Source organism: Nocardia brasiliensis, from assembly GCF_042691675.1.
Classification (GTDB): domain Bacteria; phylum Actinomycetota; class Actinomycetes; order Mycobacteriales; family Mycobacteriaceae; genus Nocardia; species Nocardia brasiliensis_D.
The window spans coordinates 3,625,364-3,647,266 of record NZ_CP170507.1; the positions used below are offsets into that span (position 1 = coordinate 3,625,364).

A 21,903-nucleotide genomic window follows, 5' to 3' on the forward strand; every position below is an offset into this window, starting at 1 on the left:
AGGTGACGGGACACTGAACGTTTGGCGGAAACGGTGCTCGGTACCCGATGGTCACTTGCTTCCACCAGGGGCGATTTGACCGGGTGTTACTCCTCGGTCAGTTCTTCTCCCCGGCATTGGCGCCAGCCCTCCCAGCGGCCGTTCCCGGGGTCCGTGCTACACCAGTTCCCGCGGCCATTGACGTGGACCACGACGGTGCGGGATCGCCCATCACTGCCGTTGTTGGCCTTCACTACGCGGTCGGCGCGGCCGTTGTGCGGCATTTCGTGCCATCTGCCGCTCCCTGGCCAGGCATGCCAGATGGTTCTGTTGGGAGCGATGCCGAAGCTCTCCAACCGCCCGCTGCTGAACCAGTTCTTATCCACGATCTGGTTACATGGGTGGCGAAAACGACCGAGGTAGCCGTACCTTTCGCAGTCAGCGGTTGCGGTTGCGGATTCGGTAGTCGGGGTGGGCTCAGTTGGCTGGGCCGGTTGAGCCGCGCCAGTACCGGCTAGACCAGCAGTGGCCATTACAAACGAGGCGATTACTGCGCTACGGCGCAAGGCAAGTCCTGTAGTCATGGGTATTCTCTCTTCCTACTTACTTTTCAGATGCGAACGCTGCGGTTTGCGTACTTCTCGGATTCGATGTGATCCGTCCGTCGATGCCATGCTCTGCAACGCCCTTAGCCGATGTGTTCCCTTCACTGCTGCCTCGCGGCAATCCGCATCGGCACCTCTATAAGGACGATGTCTACGCGAACCGGGCCAGGCGGGAGTGATGTCGGGAAAACGAGCGGGCGATCGGCGGTGACAGCGCGATCGCACAGTTCGCGATCTGCGACGATTGCGACACAAAGGTCGGCAACCTGCCGAACCGACAGCTGGCGAAGAGCGCCGAATACTGCATCGAGTCCCTAGCACGAGTTTGTGATATTGTAGCTGGAATATGTGATGCGCACCCCTCCCTCGTGTCATCAGATCAATCTCCCCGAAGCAGGGCCACGATGCCGCTGCCTCTATCGACGCACTCGAAACTACCGGATTCAATGCGCGGAAACTATCGGATAAAAATGGTATATTACGAAACCGATTTCGTAGCATGTCGTCACGTCAACTGCTGTGGCAGATTTCGTACACCATCGGAGTACTACAGCTCACTCAAACATGACCTTGTCTCGAATCCGAGCCGCAGGTTGCCGGTCGGCTCGTAGGATAAGTATGTGGTGAGTAGATGCCGAACTCTTTTGTTTAGTAGGCGCGCATTTCCACCCTGGCTTCGTGGCAAAAACCCGCGGATCACAGACATGGCGCTGGCGCTGACCATTTTTGCGGTCATGGCCCTGATCGGCACCGCGCATCACCCGGAGGGATGGCGACGATTCGATCTGATGGCCTACGTGCTCACCGGGTTGATCTGTCTTCCCCTGGCAGCGCGCAGGATCGCTCCGACGGCGACGCTAGTCGTAGTGTCGCTGGCGTATACGGCATACGTGGCGCGCGGTTATCTCCCGAACGTCAACTTCTATGCCCCGATGGTGGCGTTCTACACCGTCGCCACGATGAAGAAGCCCCGCGAGACAGCGGTGGGCGCGCTGCTGTTCGGCGCTTCCCTGTTCTACAGCGGGCTGATGACGCACGGGTTTTCCGAGGCGGTCGGGGTGGCTCAAGCCGTCGCGGCGCCCGCAGTGGTGTGGCTCCTAGCCGGAGTTTCTCGACGGTTGAGCCTGCGCAACCGACAGTTGGCCGAGGCTACCGAGCAGTTACGACGCGAGCAGGAACATCGCGTCGAGCACGCGATCACTCAAGAGCGCCTGCAGATCGCCCGGGAACTGCACGATGTCGTGGCCCACCACCTTTCCGTAGCCGCCATGCATGCCGGGCTGGCCAGATACGCGTTCGACAGTGACCCGCCGACAGCCCGTGCCGCGGTCGACACCGTCAACGACATCACCAGGGAAACGCTGGAGGAACTGCGGCGAGTCCTCCAACTTCTCCGTACCTCCGATACCCCGACCAAGATCGACACTGAAGCCGGTGAATCCGAACCCGCACCGGGCATCGCGCGACTCGAGGCGCTGATCGATCGAGTGCGTGGCGTCGGCGTGAACGCCACGCTGGAGATCACCGGAGCCATCGACGAACTACCCTCCGGCCTGCAGGTCACGGTGTACCGGGTCGTTCAGGAAGCACTGACCAACGTCATCAAACACGCCGGCCCGAGCCAAGCCAGCGTTGTGCTGCACCGCGATTGCCGGCAACTCACGGTCACGGTGACCAATGACAAGGGGCCCGTCGCCGAACCTGCCGCCACCATCGCGCCCACCGACGGCGGCTACGGCCTACTCGGGATGCGCGAACGCGCCCGGCTATATGGCGGAACCCTGACCGCCGGACCACGACCCGACGGCGGCTACATCGTAGTGCTGACCGTGCCGTGGCCGTCGTCGGTCACGCCGCTACACCAGTGAAGCCCAAGATCCACAGGTACAGCTCGGCACCACGGTCGTTGTGATTCAGTGGCAAACACAGCGATGACGGTATGTTCAAGACATCGGAACACGAGACCCCTACGGGGCCTGGCCATCTCGATGGTCGCCTGCCGTATCGTCACCGGCCCCTCCGGACTGGGCGGAGTCGTAGCGTGCGCGGCGGGGTGTGACGAGGCCGGTTTCGTAGGCGACAGCGACGGCTTGCGCGCGGCTGCGAAGCCCCAGTTTGGTCATGGCGCGGTAGAGGTGGGTTTTGACCGTGCCATCACTGAGACAAAGGCGATCGGCGATTTCGGTGTTGGACAGGCCGGCGCCCACCAGCCGGAATACCTCGATCTCGCGGATGGTCAGGGCATCGAGATCCGGAGCTGGCCTGCGATCCACGGTGCCCCCCTGGGCGAACTTCTCCACCAAGCGACGAGTCACCGTCGGCGCAATCAGCATGTCGCCGACGGCAACCGCGTGGATGGCAGCCAGAACCTGCTCGGGCGAAGCCTCCTTGAGCAGGAACCCGGATGCGCCGACACGCAGTGCGGTGTAGACGTATTCGTCCAGGTCGAACGTGGTCAATATGAGCACCCGCGGCGGAGCAGAGTCCGAAACGGCGAGGATCCGTTCGGTGGCAGTGATACCGTCCATGCCCGGCATGCGGATGTCCATCACGACCACGTCCGGACGACGAGACGCTGCCAAAGCGACTGCCTGGTCACCTGTCGCGGCTTCGCCGACCACCGTCAACTCGGGGCTCAAGCCGATCATCGCGGCGAGGCCCGCCCGGGCGAGGGGTTGATCATCGACGATCAGTACGTCAACCATCTTTGCCAACCCCCGCAGGTCGAATGTTCTCTACCAGCTGCGACGCGCTTGCCCCGGTCACGGTGACAACACCCCAGCACGATCCCCCGAAGACCCGTACTTAGTCGGAGGATTCGACGGTGAGCGTACCCCCGTAAAGGGTGACTGGCTGTCGATTCCGGTTCCTGATCAACACCCCATCGTGGTCCTCGGCCCATCCCACAAGCCGGATGAGAGTGGGCCCTTGCGATCAGTTCATCTCTAGCGACCGCGTGCCTCTGAACCTGCCACTCGGCTACGCCAAGCCGACCAAGCTACCGGGCACACAGCATCACCTGCTCGGCGATCTCCAGGCCGTTACCGTCCTCAAGGGGCACTCCGACCGTCCGCCCGTGAACCCCACCGGCGGTGATGCTTCCGGCCCGTCGACCACTGACAATGAAATGTCGCCTACTACTGACACTCTCGTGTCGCATCACAAATCGGACCGGATATCTGGCCACCGTCTCAGTGAATCTGGCAAATCCCAGGTCATCGACTTCACCAGCGGCGCTGATCGTTCTGCGCTCGCCGGATTCACTGATACCGGAAGGGTCGCAGGGGCCGGACGATAGCGATGGTGCGGATGTCCGGCATACAAAGGGAACCCGGCAACCGAACCGCCCGATCGCGCTCAGCGGGTTTCCTCGTCGGCTAGCTAGGCAACGATCAGTGAGGGGTGGTGGTGGCGCATTGCTTCCAGGACGGTCTCCAGGGGGACGGGCAGGCTCAGCGCGGAGACCGTGGCGGGGCTGTAGCCGGATGCGCGCATGAATCGACTGGTCATTCGGACGAACCATGGCAGTTTCGCAAGGTACGTATCTGGTTGGTGCAGAACGAATTCGAGGATCCGTTGCCCATGCATCCGGTTGAGACGGACGGTGTCGATGTCCGTCCACAGAATGCGACCCTGGTCGAAGTGTTCGATCCCGTCGGTGGTGATGATCAGTTCCGGGCGTCGCCCGATCAACCGGGGAACACCGACGTACATGCAGAAACCGGAGCACGCCACTACGACGGCACCAAGAACACCCCGCGCGAACGAGACGTCGTTGATGGTCAGCAGGACACCTACTAGGGGCACGACCGAGATGAAAATAAGCAGAAGTGCGCGCCCTTTAGGTGCGTAGTACCTGGTGGCAGGTAAGTCATCGATGTGCACGAGCGCTGAGAATAGCGGCGGACGTTTTGGTGCAGTCGAACCTATCTAGATGTGCGCCGCCTGGCGCGGATGTTGGCAGATCAGCAGGTCGCCGCTGCCCAGGCCGCGACGGTTGGATTCCGCGTTGTCCAGGTTCATTGAGATGGCCACACGCCGTATGTCTCAGCGGAGTTGGCCAATCCTTAGGTAAGTTCGACCTGGCCGAGCGCGCCACCCTCGACACTCGCGCCGCCAAGCACCTCTTGCGGCATCGGCCAAGCAGCGCAGCACCTGGCGCGCTGAAGCCGTGCAGCTGCTCGGAGGCCGAGAAGCATTGTCACGCATGGTGAGCGCGATGTGTCTGAGCTGGTCTTCAGCGGCCCGCGAGCCGCCTTCGACGCGCACGAGGCGGAGCTGAAGAGCCTGGGTAACTCCGTGCATCTCGGCGTCGACCCAGCGCTGGCCTCGGTGCACGACACCGTCCTGTTCGACTAGGCCTGGGGGAGCGCTGGCCGGTTTTTACCACGGCCTGGCGCTCGTGGGCGCGGCCGGAGTTGACCGACCGCGTTCGCCGCGGTGGCGACGGCGCACCCGCCCTTGCCGTGGGAACAAACGGTCTAACATTGATGGCAGTTGGGCGGCCTACCTGCAGGTTTTCCCCGTCTGGCGGTCACGGTATTGACAAAGGCCCGAACGTGGGTGATCATTTTCGCAGCGCCATAGTCGCGTCTCCTGCCTCAACAGCAGTTCCTCTTGTCCACCAGCACTTTTGGTGACCTTCCACTTGTAGTAGCTCTGATTCCATGCGGGATCAGGGCTTTCGTCGTTTGCAGCCATCCGCCGTTGGTTCCTCCAATCCGTTAAGGGTAGGTGCGACAAGGCGAATGAGCTCCGGGTTGAACAGGGCCGGATGCCGTGCCCGGATAGCGGGTTACGTCCTGTATCAGGCCCGGCTGCAGACCGTGCCGGCTTGTCGCAGCTCCGTGAGGCGGTCAACGTCGGCGGGGCAGTCGTGGCAAGTCCGGGCAGGATGCCGGTTCTGGCGTCGTGAAGCCTTCGGCTGTGACAGTCGCGGTGAACAGCTTCCTCATGGTGACGGGCTCTGCGCTGTCCTATGGGATGGCATGGCGCGGTTGCGGAGTCGTGCACTGTGGTGGGCCCGATGCGGGTCCTCGGGACGGCGGCTCGCGTCGTGAGGCCGGATTGGGCCATCGAATATGGTGATCTATCCCATAGTTTAGGAGTCGCTCGGCGCGGCCACCATCCTCGATGCCGATCGTCGGCAGTGAGATAGTTGCGTCCGTCGGGCAGGTTTTTCGCCGACGGGCTTGGACTCTTGGGTGCCTCAATGTCGTTGCAGGACAATTGTTGTGGCGAGACCGACGCACACGCTGATCTCCTCGAGTGACAGACCGGCCAGCTGCCGCGGCTGAGCGGCCGGACTGTCGGTTTGGCAGATGTTGATATCGAACGTGCTGGTCGGGTCAAACGCTGACTGGTTGTTGCGATTGGCTACGGCTGCCAGATTCGATGCTCTGCAACTGATCTCGTCTACCAGGGTGCCTACATATCGCACCTGGGAACGGCTGTGAGGCCCGGGTACCATCCATCGCCGAGGTTGTATCCATTTTCCTCGGTGACCATGGCGGCATCATTGATACTCGGGAACTCAACTGGACCATCGTCCAGGAGCTTGGTCGGCGTCCCAAAGTTGTTAGGTGTCAGGGAAGTACGCACTGGCACGCTGCTTGCTTTAGTTGATACCTGCTCGATGCGAAGTTCTCGAAACAAGTTTCATGGCAACGGATATTGTCCGTCTGCGTTACATGGCGGGCAGCTCTAATTTGCGGGATGTCGTGGTGTTTCAACGTTTTCGCCCCGGCGGGTCGATACTTTGCCGAGACAGTTGACTGTCCAATAGGTCGAATCTATCTGGGCCGCATGAGGATTTCGAGCGTGCGTTGCGAGCCGCTAACGCTGTGCCGAATCCCGAATATCTTGCCCCCCTGTCGAATTGGAGAACTATCTCTGGGTGGAACATCGGAGTAAGACACTAAAAGCTGTGACTGTGACGCAGTTAACATTGTGCGTCGATGGGGCGCAATCTGTTTTGTTCGAATTGCTCTGTCTCGTTGCTACGGTTTGCCCGATTTGGGGATGGCCTGTCAAGGGGATGGGCTCGTGTGTTGTGGAGTGTGATGAGGTTTCGCCGTCAGGGCGACGCGTTAGTGCGTTGGTTCCCTGCTAGTTGGTATCGGTTGAAGGTGGTTTCGTGGTCGGCTGTGCTGGTTGCCGCGTTGATCGCGACGTTGCTGCAGGTGGTTGTTTCGCCGGAAGCTGCCGCGGCGCCGAAAGGTAAGAATCCGCGGGATGTTCCGCTGATGTTGTCGAAGGCTGTTGCGAAGCCTTCATTGACTGGTAAGCAGTCGGCGCCAGAGGCGGATTTCACGCCGTTGCTCGCTGGCGGTGCTGCTGCGGCTCCGGTGAAGAGTGGTTTCGATCCGAAGACGTCGAAGGAGTCGGCGCGGACCGAGGATTCGGTCGAGTTCACCAATGCCAACGGCACCAAGACGATGGTGCTGTCGCAAGTGCCGGTCAGTGTCCGCAACAGCAGGGGCGGTTGGGATCCGATCGATACCCGGCTGGTGGAGCGCAAGGATTCCAAGCGGGTCGCCGCTGCGCGCACCAGTGTCGGGATCGAACTGGCCGAGTACGCCAACGATCCGAATCTGTTCCGTGTCAACCAGAACGGCACACCGGTCACCCTCGAGCTGAAGGGGGCGGGCAAGGCTGGTCGCAAAGTCACCGGATCGACCGCGACCTATGTGGACGCGCTGCCGAACACCGATGTGACCTACGAGGTGTCCGCGGATGCGATCAAAGAGTCGATCATCTTGAAGTCTGCTTCTGCTGTGGGCGAAGGGCGTTGGGTATTCAAACTGAATACCGGTGCGCTGACGCCGAAGGTGGACGGTAAGACCGTCAAGATCACCGACAAAGCCGGCAAGGTGGTAGCCGCGCTGCCGCCGATCGAGGTCTGGGACTCAGCGGGCAGCGACAAAGACAAGAAGCCCTCGGCGCGTACCGGCGGCACCTACAGCCTGGCCCGTGACGGTGAGGCGTGGCAGCTCACAGTCGCTGTGGACAAGAAATGGTTGAAAGATTCCGCCCGCAAGTTCCCGGTGGTGGTCGATCCGACCTACACGTTCGGATTCGGCTCGCAAGCCGAATCGATCGCCTACCAGCAAGGTGCGGCCCCGTGTACGGAGGACTGTGGCATCCGGACCGGCAACGCGAGGGACTGGCTGGGCCAGAACGCGTTGTGGCGCTCGGCGATCCGCTACGACCTCACGCCACTGGGCGGCAAGACCGTCACCGGAGCGCGCTTGGACCTGAAGCTGGCGGCCCCGCCGGTAGAAATGAAGCTTGCGTCCCAGCTCACCCTGTACCAAGCCACCACACCGCTTGGCTACGGTGCGCTCGGCCCCCAGCTGGCCTCGGCGAGCATCGCTGAATCCGGCTCCCTGACTACACCGGCGCTGACCACCTACCTGGGCGAACGGGCCAAAGCCACCGACAAGAACACCTGGTTCATGCTCGGCGGCGCCGAAACCACCAACACCTACACCTACAAACAACTTCAAGCAGCGCTCATCGTCGACTACGGCGACGGCACAGGCACCAACCCCACCGACCCGACCAATCCCACTCCGGGCCCCCAGGTGAACCTCGTTGCCCCCGCCGAGGACTCGGTGATCGCGACCGATTTTCCGACACTGGAGGTCAGCCCCGCCGCGGCTGGCACCAAGTACTGCTTCAAAATTTCCACCGGCTTCGACGGCCGCTCGGGCAGCGTGGTCGACTCCGGCTGCTTGAGCGCACCAAAATGGCCAGTGCCTGAACATGTGCTGCGCGACGGCGCCCGCTACAGCTGGACCGTAGCGACAGTGGCCTCCGGCGGGACAACGCCGACGCCATCGAAATGGGTCGGCCACTTCACCGTCGACAAGCGCATCGGTAACGCAGGGCCTGCGCCGACCGACCAGATGGGTCCGGTCACAGTCAACCTGTTCAACGGCAACGCTCAGACCAGCGCGGCAGGGCCGGTTTTCGAGGCGCTGGGCGGGTCCGCGGGGGTGACATTCGCGTACAACTCGCGCCAGGGCGGAGATTCACATGGCGTGCGGGCGTCGTATTTCAACGACACCGACCACAACGGTGCCGCGGACGCGACGCCGGTGCTGGTGCGCAACGAAGCGCAGGTGAATCTGGACTGGGGAAACATCTGGTCCAACGTCCCGGAAAATTCTCCCTTCAGGGAAGATCCGATGCCCGCGGCGCTGGACAAGCAATGGTTCGTCGTCCGCTGGGAAGGCCACTTCCGCGCCCCGGTGACCGGTGACTTCAGCTTCGCGGGCTCGCACGCCGACGGCGCCAAGATCTGGGTCGACAACACCCTCGCCTACGACAATCCGAACGCCGCCGCGGTCGGCTCCGAGTTCTCCACGGCGACTGCCAAGAAGAACACCGATGTGTCGTTGACCGCCGGGCAGCGGGTGCCGATCAAGGTCGAGCTGTATCACCGCACGACCAGCAAACCGCAAATGGTGTTGTGGGCCAAGAGCACTACGGGTGCCAGCACTTCACGCGCCCACAACTGGAATCCCCGGATCGTGACGACGGACTGGTTGTTCGCTCAAGACCCCTCACCGTTGCCGAAAGGATGGACCCTGGGGTTGATGGGCAGCGAGTACGTCGAGGCCGAGATGCTCGACGGATCGGTCGTGCTCACCGACACCTCGGGTGGCAAACACGGCTGGACCAAGGCCTCCGCCGGAGGATATACCCCACCCAAAGATGAGGACGGTGTCCTCGCCGTCGATGCAGGTGGCCGGATCTCGGTCACCAAGGACGGTGTGGTGTCGGTATTCAACGTCGACGGCACCCTCGCCGCGGTGTCGAAGGTGTCCGACAGCAAGAAACCGGCCTCGCTGCAGTACCTCTACAGCGGCACACCTGCCCGGCTGACCCAGATCAAGGACCCGGTGTCGGGGCGGGCGCACACCCTGTACTACAACACCGACAACAGCAACAACTGCTACGGCGGAGCGTCGTTGCCGCCGGGTACGCACTCGGCGCCGCCGCAGAAGCTGTGCCGGATCAAATACTGGGACGGCACCGAAACAAGGCTCTGGTACATCGTCGGTGCGCTGGGCCGGATCGAGAACCCCGGTTCCGAAATCCGCGACTACAGCTACCTGAACCTGGCAGCCGCCAAACTCGAATACGACCAGGCCGGCAACAACACCGAGAAAAAACTCAAGGCCATCGACGCCGTCGGGTCGCTGAACGAGATTCGTGACAGCCTGGCTGTCGACTGGCGAGCCACGCTGCCGTCTTACAACCTGAACGCCGAACGTTGGATGGTCGAGTACGACGCGTTTCACGACGACCTCAGTGGCGCGCGCCCTCCGCATTCCCGGGCCATCAAGATCACCGCACCCAAATGGGACGGCAGCGACATGGGATTCCGGCTGATGCACGGATACCGCTACGACATCGCCCGCAAAACCGCCTTTGTCGACGTCTCGGGCATTGACAAAATGGGTGTTCGCGCGACGACCTGGGACGATGCCGGCCGCATGCTCACCTCGACCGACGGCGTGGGAGACACCGTCCGTACCGAATGGAACGCAAAAGACAAGGTGACGGCCAAGGTCGACACGACCGGTCGGCGTTCGACGGTGATCTATGACCACGCCGATCGCCCGACCGACACATACGGTCCGGCCCCCGGCGATTGCTTCAACGGGCAACTGCCCAAGCCCGAATGCGCGCGGACCATGCCGCACACTCGCAAAGCGTATGACGAGAATCTGGTCGGATTGGAGACCGCCTACTACGACAACCCGTTCCTCGCGGGTGTCCCGAAGCAGTGGGGCACCGGTGTCGGTACCGCCGACGGCAGCCTGAAACGTAGCTGGGGATCGACGCCCCCGGTCGCGAACGATGGTGGATGGTCGGGGCGGTTCATGGGTGATGTCAAGTTCCCCGGGCCCGGCGAATACAAGCTAGGGTTCACCGTCGCCGACGGCGTCCGGTTGTGGATCGATGACCTGCTGATCCTCGACAGCTGGACCGACAAGCCGACCACTGCGGTCACCGGCACCTACATCAACACAACACCCGGTAGCTGGCATCGCATTCGGGTCGACTACTACAACCGCAGCGGCACCTCTGGTGCACTCGACTTCACCTGGACAGCTCCCGGCGCCGCTGGCGCGGTGACTGTTCCGGGGCAGAACCTGGCGCCGCGCTACGGGCTCGGGACCAACGTGGTCACTGAAAACACCTCCGGCGGGGACGATGAACGTGCCCCGACGAGGAAGATCACGACCGGATACTCCGACCCGGCCAATGGAATCGACCCCGTGTTCGGGCTGGCGGTATCCAAGATCGGTGATCCAGGCGGGCTCGATGTGACCAGCCGTGTGTTGTTCGAGCAGCCCGGTCAAGGGTTCCTGCGCCAAGTGGCCGCAGTGCTACCGGCCGGTGACCTCACCGATCCTGACAAGCGCGGTACCTCCACCTACTACGGGGACAACGACACCCGCGCCAACCCGTGTGCTTCCAGCTCCGTTGCTGTCAACCAGGGCGGCAGAGTCAAAACCGTTCGCGGACCTAAGAACTCCGACGGCTCAGCCAACGTGCTCGAGACGGTTTACAACGTCACCGGCCGTGTCGTCGCCGTCCGCACCAATAGTGAGCCGTGGTCGTGCCTGGACTACGACGCCCGCGGACGCAATGTCAAGAAGTCGTTCCCGGCCATGGGAAACCAACCGGACCGCACCATAACCTACGACTACGCCGCTAGCGGTGACCCACTGAAGCTGAAGGTCAGCGACGGCAGTGGATCCATCACCAAAATAGTCGATCTGCTCGGACGCATCACCTCTTACACCGACGCCAACGGCGTCACCACGACAAGCGGATACGATCGCGCAGGGCGCAAGACCAGTGCGACCACCAAGATCAAGGGTGCCGCCTCGACTCTGAACTACCACTGGGACGACGCGTTTCGCCTGACCCGCCTGGATCTGGACGGGACCGCTGTCGCCACCCCCGGCTATAACGCAGGGATCCTGCAGCGCGTCGCGTACGGCAACAAATCCGACCTCGCCATCACCCACAACGACGCCGGCTCGGCAGCGGCATTGGCCTGGAAGGTGCCCGGATCTACGGTCACCAGCGCGGTGACCCGCTCCCGCGACCAACGCATCACCGACGAAACCATCATTGACACCACCAATCCTGGCACCGCCTACAACTCCTCCTACACCTACGACGGCATCGGTCGCTTGGTAGCGGCCACCGTGCCGTTCCATCAGCTGACCTACGCCTTCGCCAGCGATAACGGTTGCGGACCGAACAAGAAGGCGGGGTTGAATACCAACCGCACCGCCTTCACCGACAGCTTCAACGGTGCAGCTCCCGTCATTACCAGTTACTGCTACGACGACGCCGACCGGTTGCTATCCACCAACGGCGCCACCAACCTGGCGTTCACCTACGACAACTACGGCAACACGACCAAGATCGGCACCGACACCCTCGGCTACGACTCCACCCTCCGGCATATGACTACGACCACCGCTGCCGGCCGGTCGGTGCAGTACACCCGCGACGTCACCGACCGCATCATGATGCGAACGGCCAAAGACAACACCAACCCCGCGCAGGTCACCCGCTACGGGTTCACCTCCGACTCCAGCGGCCCCGACTTCGTCCTCGACGATGCCGGGAACCTACGCCAACGGGTGCTCAAACTGCCCGGCGGCGCAGTGCTCACCAAGAACTACACCACCAATAACAGCAACTGGTCATACCCGAACGTCCACGGCGACATCCTGTTCACCGCCGACGGCACCGCCACCCGTACAGGTACCATCCACCTCTACGACCCGTACGGCCAAAACATCGACCCCGTCACCGGCGCGTTCGGTGACATCCCGATCCCGGCCACCGCCGAGGGCGGCATGGACTTCGGATGGCTCGGCCAGCACACAGTCCCGATCGAACACGTCGCCAGCCAGCAAGCCCTCGAGATGGGAGCCCGCACCTACCTACCCATCCTGGGCCGCTTCCTGCAAGTCGACCCCGTGCTGGGAGGCTCAGCAAACGGCTACGAGTACGTCAACGGTGACCCGATAAACTCCCTCGACCTCACCGGCACAATCGCCTTCCTTGCCCCCCTAGCTGTCCCTGCCCTTATCGAAGGTGCGGCGTGGGTCGGTGCCGGTGTAGCCGCCGGGGCCGCGGCAGTGCTCGCAAGCGAACTCGGCGAGCAGGCAGCACAAGCAAGCCCCGCGAAACCAGCAGACACACCGGCTCCTGCGACAACGCCGGCACCAGCGACAGCGCCTGCCCCGCCGAATAGCGGGAACTCGGGTCCCGCAGCCGCAGCAAGCCCCGGGGGCCCCAAGCCGTCTGCGGCAGTCCCAAGCTGGACAGACGGAAGTAAATCCCCAGGGCCGGGCTGGGAATGGCGGGGTCCAGACGCGCCTGGAGGCGAGCGAGGCGCCTGGTACAATCCCGATACAAGGGAAACTCTGCATGCGGACCTCAATCACGCGGAACCCATTGGCCCACACTGGGATTACATTGGCCCAGATAAAATCCAGTATCGAATCAACCCCGACGGAACGATTGAGCCGAAGAAATGAATGCTGAGTTGGTTGCAGTTGGAAAACCGGGTCACGAGTTTGCCGCAGAGAACCTGCAATACGGGCTGGCGACGTCGCGTGCTGTGAAAGCGCAGGTCGCCGGGATGCAGGCGGTGGCAATGGTGCCGCCGGGCAATCCTGAAGGCAATGTGCTTGACTTCAAACATGGCGGTCTGGGTCGCGCAGTGGCAGGGGACCTGGCGGAATGGCTAGTCGACCGGTTCGCTGGTTCGCTTCTCGTTGTCGAGCTCCCCATGAGGCGTGTTGATGATCCGGAAGGACCCGTAGAGGGCTTCGAGACGGTTGCCAGGGGGGATGATATCTTCGGAGTATGTACGATCGGCCACCCGGCGTCGGCGGTTGAGAATGCTTTACTCGGTCACGACCCCACATTTTTATACGGGGCTTTTGTGCTGCAACAAAATGAAACGACTCGGGCATGGCTTAACTCTGATACCGACCAGCTTGTCTCTGATCCTCAACAGCTCCTTGTTGTAATAGTCGGAGCGTATGACGGAGAGGGTTTCGTGCTTCTGTCAAGGGACGATTTGATTTCGACTTGGCGAATCGCTTCTCGATGACGTTCGCATCCTTCAGTGGCGTGTCTGGTTCGTAGGACAGGCGGTTGCGCCGCACATCGGTTCGACCGGCTGATGTGCGGTGTTCCCTCGTCTCCTGGCTACGGAGATGTAACGTGGCGCCAAAGCGTAGGTCCGCGCTAGCCCGCTCAGGCAAATACATCGCATGCGCTACGAAACATCGACAACGGGATGTCGTAGCAGTCGTTGATTGGCTTTCGGGAGTCTATTCATACTGAGAATAGCCATGCAGCAAGCAGCTCGGAGCAGTTTTGACTCGTAATGTCGATTTGGTTGCGCTTATAAGTAGCAAGTTGACGCACTCGGATTTATTGTATCGTGTCAATGGGGAAGGTTTGTATGAATGGTTGAGTTAAATAGAATTTCTACAGCGGTTATCGCCGCGGGTGGCTCTGCCTTGTCTGGCTGGTAGAGCCGCCCCGTGATTCGCGGACCGTAGCGGGCAGCGCAGGTCCGCAGATCGCATCACAACGGAAAGTTCGGCATGTGTCGTGCGTGCCATGTGGGACGTCGACAAGTTCATCCTTGCAAGGTCATCGGCCTGCGGGCACAGATCGTTCTCTGAGTAGAAAGCATCACCTGGTGAGATCACCCGACAACAACGAACGCGACTTCGATGATCCTGAGGCGACCAGAGTCATCCACATCCCTAAAGGTGCTTTCGACGATGAGCACGTTTCAGATGATCCGAACCATTTCGATGATGAGAACGATTTGGACGACGAGGGGGACGAGGGTGTCTGCGCCCAGGATGAGCCTCTTGATGAGGAGTCGGTGTCGCCGCTGCGGCGGCGATGGCGGCAGGTGGCCGAGTACGTCACCGCGGGTGATGTGCGTAAGCATCTGCCGTACGCCGCGGCGGTGGCCGTGGTGATCGTCGTGGTGATCGCGGTGGCGATCGCGACTGCGACCGAGTCGAAAAAGACTGATGAGGTGACTGATACCGCGTCCTCGTCGGAGGAATCGGGGACGCGGAGCTTCGATGACATCACACAGCTTCTGCAGGGCGGCCTCGGCAACACCACACCGCTCGAGACAAGCGAACCGAATACCGTGTCCGAGACGCCGAGCGAAGTGCCCCTCCCGGGTGAACTGCCGGAAGTGGAGCCTGGTGTCGTTGATCAGTCGATCACTGCGGCGACTGTGACGGTGACGGACTCGGCCCGGGTCGAGACTGTCAGCGGTGACCCGGTCACGACGGAGACCACCAGCATTGCGACCGAGACCATCGCACCGTCCACGGTCACAGAGACCCCGACCGCTGGGCCGGGGCCAGGTTTCTCGATCAACGGCAGCGTTTCGGTACAGGCCTCCCGGCAGCCTGCTACGCAGGCTCCAGGTGGCGGCCCGTCCACGGTCACTGTGGTTGTCCCAGCTGCCACGACGACGTCGCAACCGTCCACCGTCACCGTGGTCGTCCCGGCCGAGGCAACGACACCGAAACCGACGAGGTCGTCGACCCCGAAGCCGACCGCGTGCCCGACGGCAACGACCACCACGCCCAAGGCGAAGACGACGACATCGCCACCGAGGACGACCGCACGTCCGCCGACAGCGACAAGCGCACAGCGCACGGCCACATCGGATTCGGCGTCGAAGAAGCCGTCTACCACATCGACCACGGCTCGTCCGTGCAAGTAGGTGACGTAGGTGGACGTGCCCGGCGAGGGTGCGCCGGTGAGGTTCGAGCGATGATGAACAGCAGAGGCATACCGGCCGCAGGTGGGCGGCGGGGGATGGCAGGCCGCGTCGCGTCGCTGGTGGCGGTGGTCGCGGTGACTACCGTCGTCGTGGGGTGCGGCCGTGGACCCGATCACAAGGTCGGCGTGGCGCCGCCGGGTGTCGGTGAGCCGGTGCCGACGATCCAGCTCGTCGCAGCTGGTCGGCACGCGGCCCCGTTGCAGGATTGGGCGCGGCGCCGAGGCGGCAAGTATGGGATTCCGGTCCGAGCGTTGCAGGCCTACGGGTATGCGGCGGTGGTCATGGCGAAAACCCAACCCCGCTGCCATCTCGGGTGGACCACTCTGGCCGGTATCGCGCGGGTGGAAAGCGACCACGGCCGCCACCGCGGCGCCAAGATCGCGACCGACGGCCAGGTGAAACCCCCGATCCGTGGTGTCGCGCTCGATGGCACCAACGGCAATGCCCGCATCACCGACACCGATCCGACAGGCCGCACCGTCTACGCGCGCGCGGCGGGTCCGTTCCAGTTCATCCCCGACACCTGGAAACGCTGGGGCGTGCGCGCCGACACCGACTACAACACCCTGGCCAACACTCTCGAGAAAGCCACACCCGCGGCATCTGACGAACTAAAAGGCAGCCCGGACAATATCGACGACGCAGCACTGGCTGCGGCCCGCTACCTGTGCGCGTCCGGTGGTGACCTGGCCACCGCTCGCGGGTGGAGAAAGGCCATCTTCGCCTACAACCACTCCGACTCTTATGTGAGGCAAATACATGCCACCGCTACCAGCTACACCGCATAAGACCTGTGGTCTCATCGTCCACCAGTGAGCATCCGCATCGTTCCCGACGGCTCAGAGGTGTGAGCACGCGGAACTAATTCTGCATAGCACCGTAGACGTGATCGTCGCATTGCCTTGTGGAAGTTACTGCGGCTTGTTCCGGTAAATGCATGGTTGGCGTTGTCGCGGAGTCGCGCGGATGCTAAGTGGCGTGTATATGCAAAATCAACCTTTCCCTCTTATGGGTACGGGCGATTTGGCGTGTCCGCCGCTCGCTCGATTGGGTCAGATTCGCCGGTTACCCTTCCAGGATGTGACTTATTGCAGGGACGAGCTTCGAGTTGTGGACTCTCTCGAAGATATGTTAGTAATTCATAGCCGCAGCATTCATTGACTCGGTGCGACCCCTGGTTGGGGCCATAAAGATGGCAATACAATTCCTGATGAGGAGAACTTCTATGAATAAAATTCGTGTAATCGGTGCCGGGATGCTCGTGGCATCGGGTCTGATGCTGGCAGCGGCGGGTACGGCGTCGGCCGTGGAGACGGTTCCTGCCGCGCCTGTCGCGAGCACCGGGTCGGCAAGCACCGTGGGTGGCATGCTCGATTCGCTCGCCACCGGTAGTAGTGATTCCGGTTCGTCGGTCAGCGGGGGTGTCAAGGTCGGCAACGACGATGTTGCCGGAACCGCGCTGTCCATCGGCAGCGCGGGCACTGGCAGCTCTGCCCTGTGCGCCACCAACCCCACCACTAACGGCTGCCCGAAGTAATACGCGGTCAGCGCTGTGACCAGTCTTTCCCTGAGTTCGCCCGCTGCAAGAGACTATTGGGAAGATTGTGGCGTCGACGACCAGGTGATGGGTGCCGCCTCGTTGGTGAATGCCAGTCCAGTCATTGATGAGCGGCAGATGGGTGTATGGGGTGGTGGCGCTGCGATGCGGTGGGTAGTGGCATCGCGTCCGCCGGTCGGCTTGATTTTTACGGGGTCAGTGTGGTGATGCTCGGCTGCAGGGTGTGGTCGAGCAGTTGAAGAATTCTCCGGCCGAGAATGGGAGTGAGGAGCCCGGCCATTAGCGGGCTTTCGTGACAAGGTGTGGTGTCGCGGACCTTGCGCAGCCTGATGGATCAGGCTCGACGGAGGTCGGCACCAGTCACTCGGACCTGGCTCATTCCGATCCTCACCCGCTAGTGGCGGTCGAACAGGAACCGCAGGCCGGGAGCGACGCCGGACCATCCGGCCGTCGTGTGTTCCATGCCCTCGACCCACAGGGTGTCGGGACGCAGGCTCGGGTAGCCGCGACGGGTGAGGGTGTCGAACAGTCGTTGCACGAGTGGCACCATGATCCAACCGTCGCGGGCGGCCTCCACCGAATCCTCGTGGGTGCCCGCGACGAGGAAGAGATCTTTGGGCAGGTCCGAGTGCGTCTGCGCGTAGCGCCGCTCGGTGTCGAAGAGGGCGTACCCGCCCCACGGGAGTGAGGGGCTAACGATCAGATAGCGGTCGAAGAGTTCGGGTTGGGTGAACAGTGCGTGCAGGCCGAACAGGCCGCTGAAGGACCAGCCGAGGATCGTCCGGTCGGAGGGGTCGGCCCCGTAGCGCTCCTCGATGCCGGGAAACACTCGGGCGGCCAGCACGTCCAGGAACCGATCCGCGTGGCCGGTGCCCCGGTGCAGCGGAATGGGGCTGATGGACGGCGGCAGTTCACCCTCGACCGGGCTGAAATCCCTCGCACGCAGGGCGAAGTAGTCGATGTGGTCCGTCGTGGGATGCCCGATACCGACGACCAGGGTGGGCGGGAATCCGGTGAACCAGGTCAGCGCCCGCGACACATGGACGACCAGTGGTAGCCACAGGAAGGGGTCTAAGACGTACAGGACCGGCAGTGGGCCGTCGCGTCCACCCGGTCCGGTGGGGCGGGCGACGGAGATGTCGAGCGGGACGTCGAGGTCGGCGGACCGGAACAGGAAGGTCTCCGTGTCGTCGAATCGCACCGGCCCGGCTGAGTCCCAGATGCCCGTTTCGTTGAGAGTTTCCATTCTCTTAGTCTAAAAGAATGGGCCGAGACGCCTTGCGAAATACATTGTAACACAAGGTATTTCACCGTCCCCCAGCGGAAGCCTCATGTGGGCCGCCGATACGGACGCGCCCGGCCGATATCCCTTCCCACGCCGATCGTGCGTCTCGTGCTCAGGCGTTGGAGCAATAGCCTCGCAGGATGGGCCCAATTCACCAAGTAGTGCAGGGGAACCGGCCGTCGAGGTGATGCGCCAACCCGATATGAGCGTCCAACACGGCGGGCGCGGCCGGGTTGATCCGCTGCACCACCTGGTCTGACATCGTGGAAGACCACCGACACCCCGATCGTCCTCTCGTCGACCAGCATCATGGCCAAGCCGCGCGGCCACGACTGGCTACCGGATGAGATGACCGCATTGCGGGCATTCGGCGTCGACGTCCTGGTCTGCGCACTCACCGCAAACGAACTCCACGACACCGGCCTCGCCGACGAACCCGCCGTCGCCCGCGGCACCGGGCTGGATTTCGTCGCCATACCGATCCCCGACCGCAGGGTCCCCGACCTCCACACGATCCTGCCGACGCTGCAGCGACTGGCCGCAATGCTGCGCGACGGCAAGCACATCGTCACCCATTGCCGATTCGGCATCGGCCGGTACAGCCTGCTGGCCGCGTCCTTGCTCATCCTCAACGGCACCGACCCCGACACAGCCTGGCACCAACTCCAGCAGGCCCGAGAACTCCCCATTCCCGACACCGCCGAACAGCGAGCCTGGACGAACTCACTGACTAAGCATCGTCCAGCTTGACTTTTCAGATCCCCCAGAATGATCCGGTTGACGTGACCTTCGCCGGGACCGTTTTCACGGCAGGGCGAGCCCGGCGGTGACCGAGGCCCGGGTGGTACTGAGGCCGAGGAGGGTGGTCGGCACCAGGAGCGGGGATCCTCGGTACCGTGTGCCCATGATCGGGGCCGTTGTATTCGACGTCGGGGAAACGCTCGTTGACGAAACACGCGAGTATGGAACGTGGGCGGATTGGCTTGGGGTGCCACGGCATACGTTCGTCTCGGTGTTCGGCGCGGTGATCGCCAGCGGCCGGGACTACCGAGAGACGTTCCAGGTCTTCCAACCGGGATTCGACCTGGCCGAGCAGCGAGCAGCTCGGGCCGCAGCCGGTCAGCCGGAGAACTACTCCGAAGAGGATCTATATCCGGATGTACGCCCGGCCCTGTCGAAGCTCCGCGAGATGGGAGTGTGGGTGGGGATCGTCGGCAACCAGACTGCCAGGTCAGGAAAAATCCTGCGCAGCCTAGACCTGCCTACCGACTTCATCGCGACCTCCGACGACTGGGGGGTGGAGAAGCCGTCGCCGGAATTCTTCGCGAAGGTGGTCGAGGTCGCGCCGTGCCGCGGCGAGGAGATTGTCTACGTCGGCGACCGCATCGATAACGACGTGGCGCCCGCCAAGAAGGCAGGCATGCGGACCGCCTACATTCAGCGTGGCCCGTGGGGCTGGATCCACCGGGACAAGCCGGAGGTCGCGGAGCTGTCCGATTGGAAGATTCACGACCTCACCGAACTACCAGGCATCGTTGCCGCAGAGAACGCCTAGGCGGACAGGCTCCGGATCATGGTGTGCCAGCTGTAGAGCTGGTCGTCCAATGCCCGCATCTGCGGGAGTGAATCCCATTCACGCAGCGACAGGCGCACGTCTTGCACTCGGTCCATCGCCGTGGCGTACCAGTGCTTTCCGAGCATCTTCAACGCCTGCCCCAGTCGTTCACACACCGGCTCCGGATCACGCTCCAAGACCGCGGCCGCCGCAAGGTCCTGGGGAGGAACCAGATGTCGGCTAGCCGCTACCGCCGTGTGCAGGATCGGCCCGGCCTCAGACGGGAGGCGCTACCCTGGTCGAGCGGGAGGTCGACATGGACGAAGGTATCGAAGCGCTCTTGGGTGCTGTGGTCGGTGCTATCCAGCCCGAGAGCATTTTTCGTGTCATCGCAGATGGACTCGAACCCACTCCGACGGTCAACGAAGTAGCTGCGGTGCTGCGGCTGCTCGGCGAACCCGCCATTGGGTTCCGTCCGGGCGAACGACCGCAGCATGTGCTGACTCGGATTCGCGAGCTCGAAGCCAGCGTCCAGGACTGATCTTCAGCTGGCGACGCCGACCTTTCGGCACAGCTTTTGAACGTCCTCGCGCATCCCCGACGGCGGGCGCTTCCTCAACTGGTGCAGCATGTCTCGCGCGTAGCTGTTGTATTTGATCGTCTCCGGCGCGGTCCGTTCAGACTTCGCCAGCAGCGCGAACGCTGCGACCGATTCACCACGCTGGAAGTGTGCTCGGGCCACTTCGATGAAGTGGCGACTTCGGCGCGGGAGCGACACGATCCTCTCGGCGTCGAATTCACTCGCCACCTTGAGCGCCTCACCGGCTCGGCGCAATTCGACTCCCAACGTCGTCCCATGGGCAGCCATCACTGGCATCGAGAACGACGTTTGGATGTGCCGATAGCCCGGACCGAGCCTGCGTGCCATCTCGTCGGCCCGTTCCCACGCTGCCCAAGCGTCGCCATATCGGCCGCGGCGGGCATGGACGTAGGCAACCTCCGCCTGCAACGCGCCCGCGATTCCCCGCCACTCGTCGGACGTCTCCTCCCGCTCAAGGTACGGCCCCAACCGCTCTGCGGCGTTGCGAGCCAGTCCGACTGCCTCTTCCCACCGGCCCGAATCGCGGAGTGCCTGAACCATCGCCCATGCACTGCACGCGATGGTGTACGGGTCGTCGACCTCGTAGCTTTCGTTCAGCGCCCTGTCTGCGACGAGCCAAACCAATTCGGGTGCGGGTTGGTATGCGACATAGAAGTCGGCCAGTTGGTAGACGCCCGCCAGGACTCTGCGTGCCGACCGTCGGTCGTCGTCGGTCGCGCGCGCTGCACTCTGTGCGTCCCGGATCAATCCGGGCAACAGGGTGCCGAGTTGCGTTCGGTGATCAGGGCTGCCGTGGCGTACCTGCCACGCCTGCCGAAGCCGGGCGGCCAAATGATCAATACTCGCGGTGCGATCCGGAACCGCAACCCTGAAGTCGGTCAGCGCGGACTGAACGGCAGTAAGTGCGCTGTGGCGTTCCCCCGCGAACACCGACACCGGGACAGCGTGTTCATTCCCGGTCAACTCTGCGAGGTCCTCGATTTCCAACGCGCGTGCGATCCGAAGCAGCATAGGCAGTCTCGGCGCTTGAAGGCGGCCGTTCTCGATGGCCTTGAGCCATTCCGCCGAGCGTCCGACCAGACCGGCTAGGACCGGACGGGACATGCCTACTCGCACGCGTTGCTGTTTGATACGCGCGCCGATGGGTGTGTCTTCCTCGTGACTGTTCACGACTGCAACCCTCCCGCCGCTGTTGGGTGAGCTTAAGCGTATCCCGATGGCATGAGGTACGGAATGTACCCGACGGTCCCAACTGGGCGACTTAGCGTCATCTCTGCACTCGGCGTCGGGTCGACGATCCAACCCCCGAACTGGCGACCTTTGGTTTCGTAGCCCTTCGCCGAGCCGGGGGCTACGGACCTCCCTCGACGCCGGGTGCGTACCAACCACACACCGCACCCAAGGGGTATCGCCCAATGCCCGCGACAACGATT

At 62.8% G+C, this 21,903-nt stretch carries 15 protein-coding genes; 9 read left to right on the plus strand and 6 right to left on the minus strand.

The window, feature by feature from the left end; all coding sequences use genetic code 11:
- Window positions 1–1,288 precede the first annotated feature (1,288 nt).
- On the plus strand, window positions 1,289–2,452 hold the full coding sequence (locus ACFK0J_RS16720) for a sensor histidine kinase (protein ID WP_378741227.1): 1,164 nt from the start codon (window positions 1,289–1,291) through the stop codon (window positions 2,450–2,452).
- Window positions 2,453–2,551: 99 nt separating this feature from the next.
- Here ACFK0J_RS16720 and ACFK0J_RS16725 read toward each other — a convergent pair whose 3' ends face one another.
- Entirely contained in the window at window positions 2,552–3,289 is a 738-nt protein-coding gene (locus ACFK0J_RS16725; protein WP_378741229.1) for a response regulator, read from the minus strand.
- 676 nt (window positions 3,290–3,965) lie between these two features.
- Entirely contained in the window at window positions 3,966–4,469 is a 504-nt protein-coding gene (locus tag ACFK0J_RS16730) for an STM3941 family protein (protein WP_378741231.1), read from the minus strand.
- 336 nt (window positions 4,470–4,805) lie between these two features.
- Here ACFK0J_RS16730 and ACFK0J_RS16735 point away from each other — a divergent pair, with 336 nt between their 5' ends.
- From ACFK0J_RS16735 to ACFK0J_RS16745, 3 genes are all read left to right on the plus strand, one after another.
- Window positions 4,806–4,943 (plus strand): hypothetical protein, encoded by a 138-nt coding sequence (locus ACFK0J_RS16735; protein ID WP_378741233.1) that lies wholly within the window; start codon window positions 4,806–4,808, stop codon window positions 4,941–4,943.
- 1,769 nt (window positions 4,944–6,712) lie between these two features.
- Complete coding sequence (locus tag ACFK0J_RS16740; RefSeq protein ID WP_378741235.1) at window positions 6,713–13,171, plus strand: PA14 domain-containing protein; 6,459 nt, start codon at window positions 6,713–6,715, stop codon at window positions 13,169–13,171.
- Window positions 13,168–13,752 (plus strand): hypothetical protein, encoded by a 585-nt coding sequence (locus ACFK0J_RS16745; RefSeq protein WP_378741237.1) that lies wholly within the window; start codon window positions 13,168–13,170, stop codon window positions 13,750–13,752. Before ACFK0J_RS16740 ends, ACFK0J_RS16745 begins: the two co-directional genes overlap by 4 nt.
- A gap of 1,139 nt (window positions 13,753–14,891) precedes the next feature.
- Here the strand turns inward: ACFK0J_RS16745 and ACFK0J_RS16750 are convergent.
- On the minus strand, window positions 14,892–15,392 hold the full coding sequence (locus ACFK0J_RS16750; RefSeq protein WP_378741239.1) for a hypothetical protein: 501 nt from the start codon (window positions 15,390–15,392) through the stop codon (window positions 14,892–14,894).
- A 69-nt stretch (window positions 15,393–15,461) separates the two neighbouring features.
- Between ACFK0J_RS16750 and ACFK0J_RS16755 the strand changes: the two genes are divergently transcribed.
- The gene (locus ACFK0J_RS16755; RefSeq protein WP_378741241.1) at window positions 15,462–16,259 is read left to right on the plus strand and encodes a lytic transglycosylase domain-containing protein; all 798 of its coding nucleotides are present in this window, start codon (window positions 15,462–15,464) and stop codon (window positions 16,257–16,259) included.
- A 437-nt stretch (window positions 16,260–16,696) separates the two neighbouring features.
- A complete protein-coding gene (locus ACFK0J_RS16760; RefSeq protein WP_378741243.1) occupies window positions 16,697–17,008 on the plus strand; it encodes a hypothetical protein in 312 nt (103 codons plus the stop codon).
- 415 nt (window positions 17,009–17,423) lie between these two features.
- On the opposite strand, the gene ACFK0J_RS16765 is transcribed toward ACFK0J_RS16760, so the two are convergent.
- On the minus strand, window positions 17,424–18,275 hold the full coding sequence (locus tag ACFK0J_RS16765) for an alpha/beta hydrolase (protein ID WP_378741245.1): 852 nt from the start codon (window positions 18,273–18,275) through the stop codon (window positions 17,424–17,426).
- Window positions 18,276–18,623: 348 nt separating this feature from the next.
- On the opposite strand from ACFK0J_RS16765, the gene ACFK0J_RS16770 reads away from it, so the two are divergent.
- The gene (locus tag ACFK0J_RS16770; protein WP_378741246.1) at window positions 18,624–19,064 is read left to right on the plus strand and encodes a hypothetical protein; all 441 of its coding nucleotides are present in this window, start codon (window positions 18,624–18,626) and stop codon (window positions 19,062–19,064) included.
- 154 nt (window positions 19,065–19,218) lie between these two features.
- Complete coding sequence (locus tag ACFK0J_RS16775) at window positions 19,219–19,869, plus strand: HAD family hydrolase (protein WP_378741248.1); 651 nt, start codon at window positions 19,219–19,221, stop codon at window positions 19,867–19,869.
- On the opposite strand, the gene ACFK0J_RS16780 is transcribed toward ACFK0J_RS16775, so the two are convergent.
- Window positions 19,866–20,045, minus strand: coding sequence for a hypothetical protein (locus ACFK0J_RS16780; RefSeq protein WP_378741251.1), 180 nt, complete (start codon window positions 20,043–20,045; stop codon window positions 19,866–19,868). The two genes, ACFK0J_RS16775 and ACFK0J_RS16780, sit on opposite strands and share 4 nt — an antisense overlap.
- Window positions 20,046–20,185: 140 nt before the next feature.
- Here ACFK0J_RS16780 and ACFK0J_RS16785 point away from each other — a divergent pair, with 140 nt between their 5' ends.
- On the plus strand, window positions 20,186–20,410 hold the full coding sequence (locus ACFK0J_RS16785; protein ID WP_378741254.1) for a hypothetical protein: 225 nt from the start codon (window positions 20,186–20,188) through the stop codon (window positions 20,408–20,410).
- Between the two features lie 3 nt (window positions 20,411–20,413).
- On the opposite strand, the gene ACFK0J_RS16790 is transcribed toward ACFK0J_RS16785, so the two are convergent.
- A complete protein-coding gene (locus ACFK0J_RS16790) occupies window positions 20,414–21,772 on the minus strand; it encodes a helix-turn-helix domain-containing protein (RefSeq protein ID WP_378741256.1) in 1,359 nt (452 codons plus the stop codon).
- Between the last annotated feature and the right edge of the window lie 131 nt (window positions 21,773–21,903).

Excerpts from the sequence above, each read along its gene's own strand:
- ACFK0J_RS16725 (WP_378741229.1), bottom strand. The coding sequence starts at position 3,289 with ATGGTTGACGTACTGATCGTCGATGATCAACCCCTCGCCCGGGCGGGC.
- ACFK0J_RS16765 (WP_378741245.1), bottom strand. The coding sequence starts at position 18,275 with ATGGAAACTCTCAACGAAACGGGCATCTGGGACTCAGCCGGGCCGGTG.
- ACFK0J_RS16775 (WP_378741248.1), top strand. The coding sequence starts at position 19,219 with ATGATCGGGGCCGTTGTATTCGACGTCGGGGAAACGCTCGTTGACGAA.
- ACFK0J_RS16755 (WP_378741241.1), top strand. The coding sequence starts at position 15,462 with ATGATGAACAGCAGAGGCATACCGGCCGCAGGTGGGCGGCGGGGGATG.
- ACFK0J_RS16720 (WP_378741227.1), top strand. The coding sequence starts at position 1,289 with ATGGCGCTGGCGCTGACCATTTTTGCGGTCATGGCCCTGATCGGCACC.
- ACFK0J_RS16760 (WP_378741243.1), top strand. The coding sequence starts at position 16,697 with ATGAATAAAATTCGTGTAATCGGTGCCGGGATGCTCGTGGCATCGGGT.
- ACFK0J_RS16745 (WP_378741237.1), top strand. The coding sequence starts at position 13,168 with ATGAATGCTGAGTTGGTTGCAGTTGGAAAACCGGGTCACGAGTTTGCC.
- ACFK0J_RS16770 (WP_378741246.1), top strand. The coding sequence starts at position 18,624 with ATGGCCAAGCCGCGCGGCCACGACTGGCTACCGGATGAGATGACCGCA.
- ACFK0J_RS16785 (WP_378741254.1), top strand. The coding sequence starts at position 20,186 with ATGGACGAAGGTATCGAAGCGCTCTTGGGTGCTGTGGTCGGTGCTATC.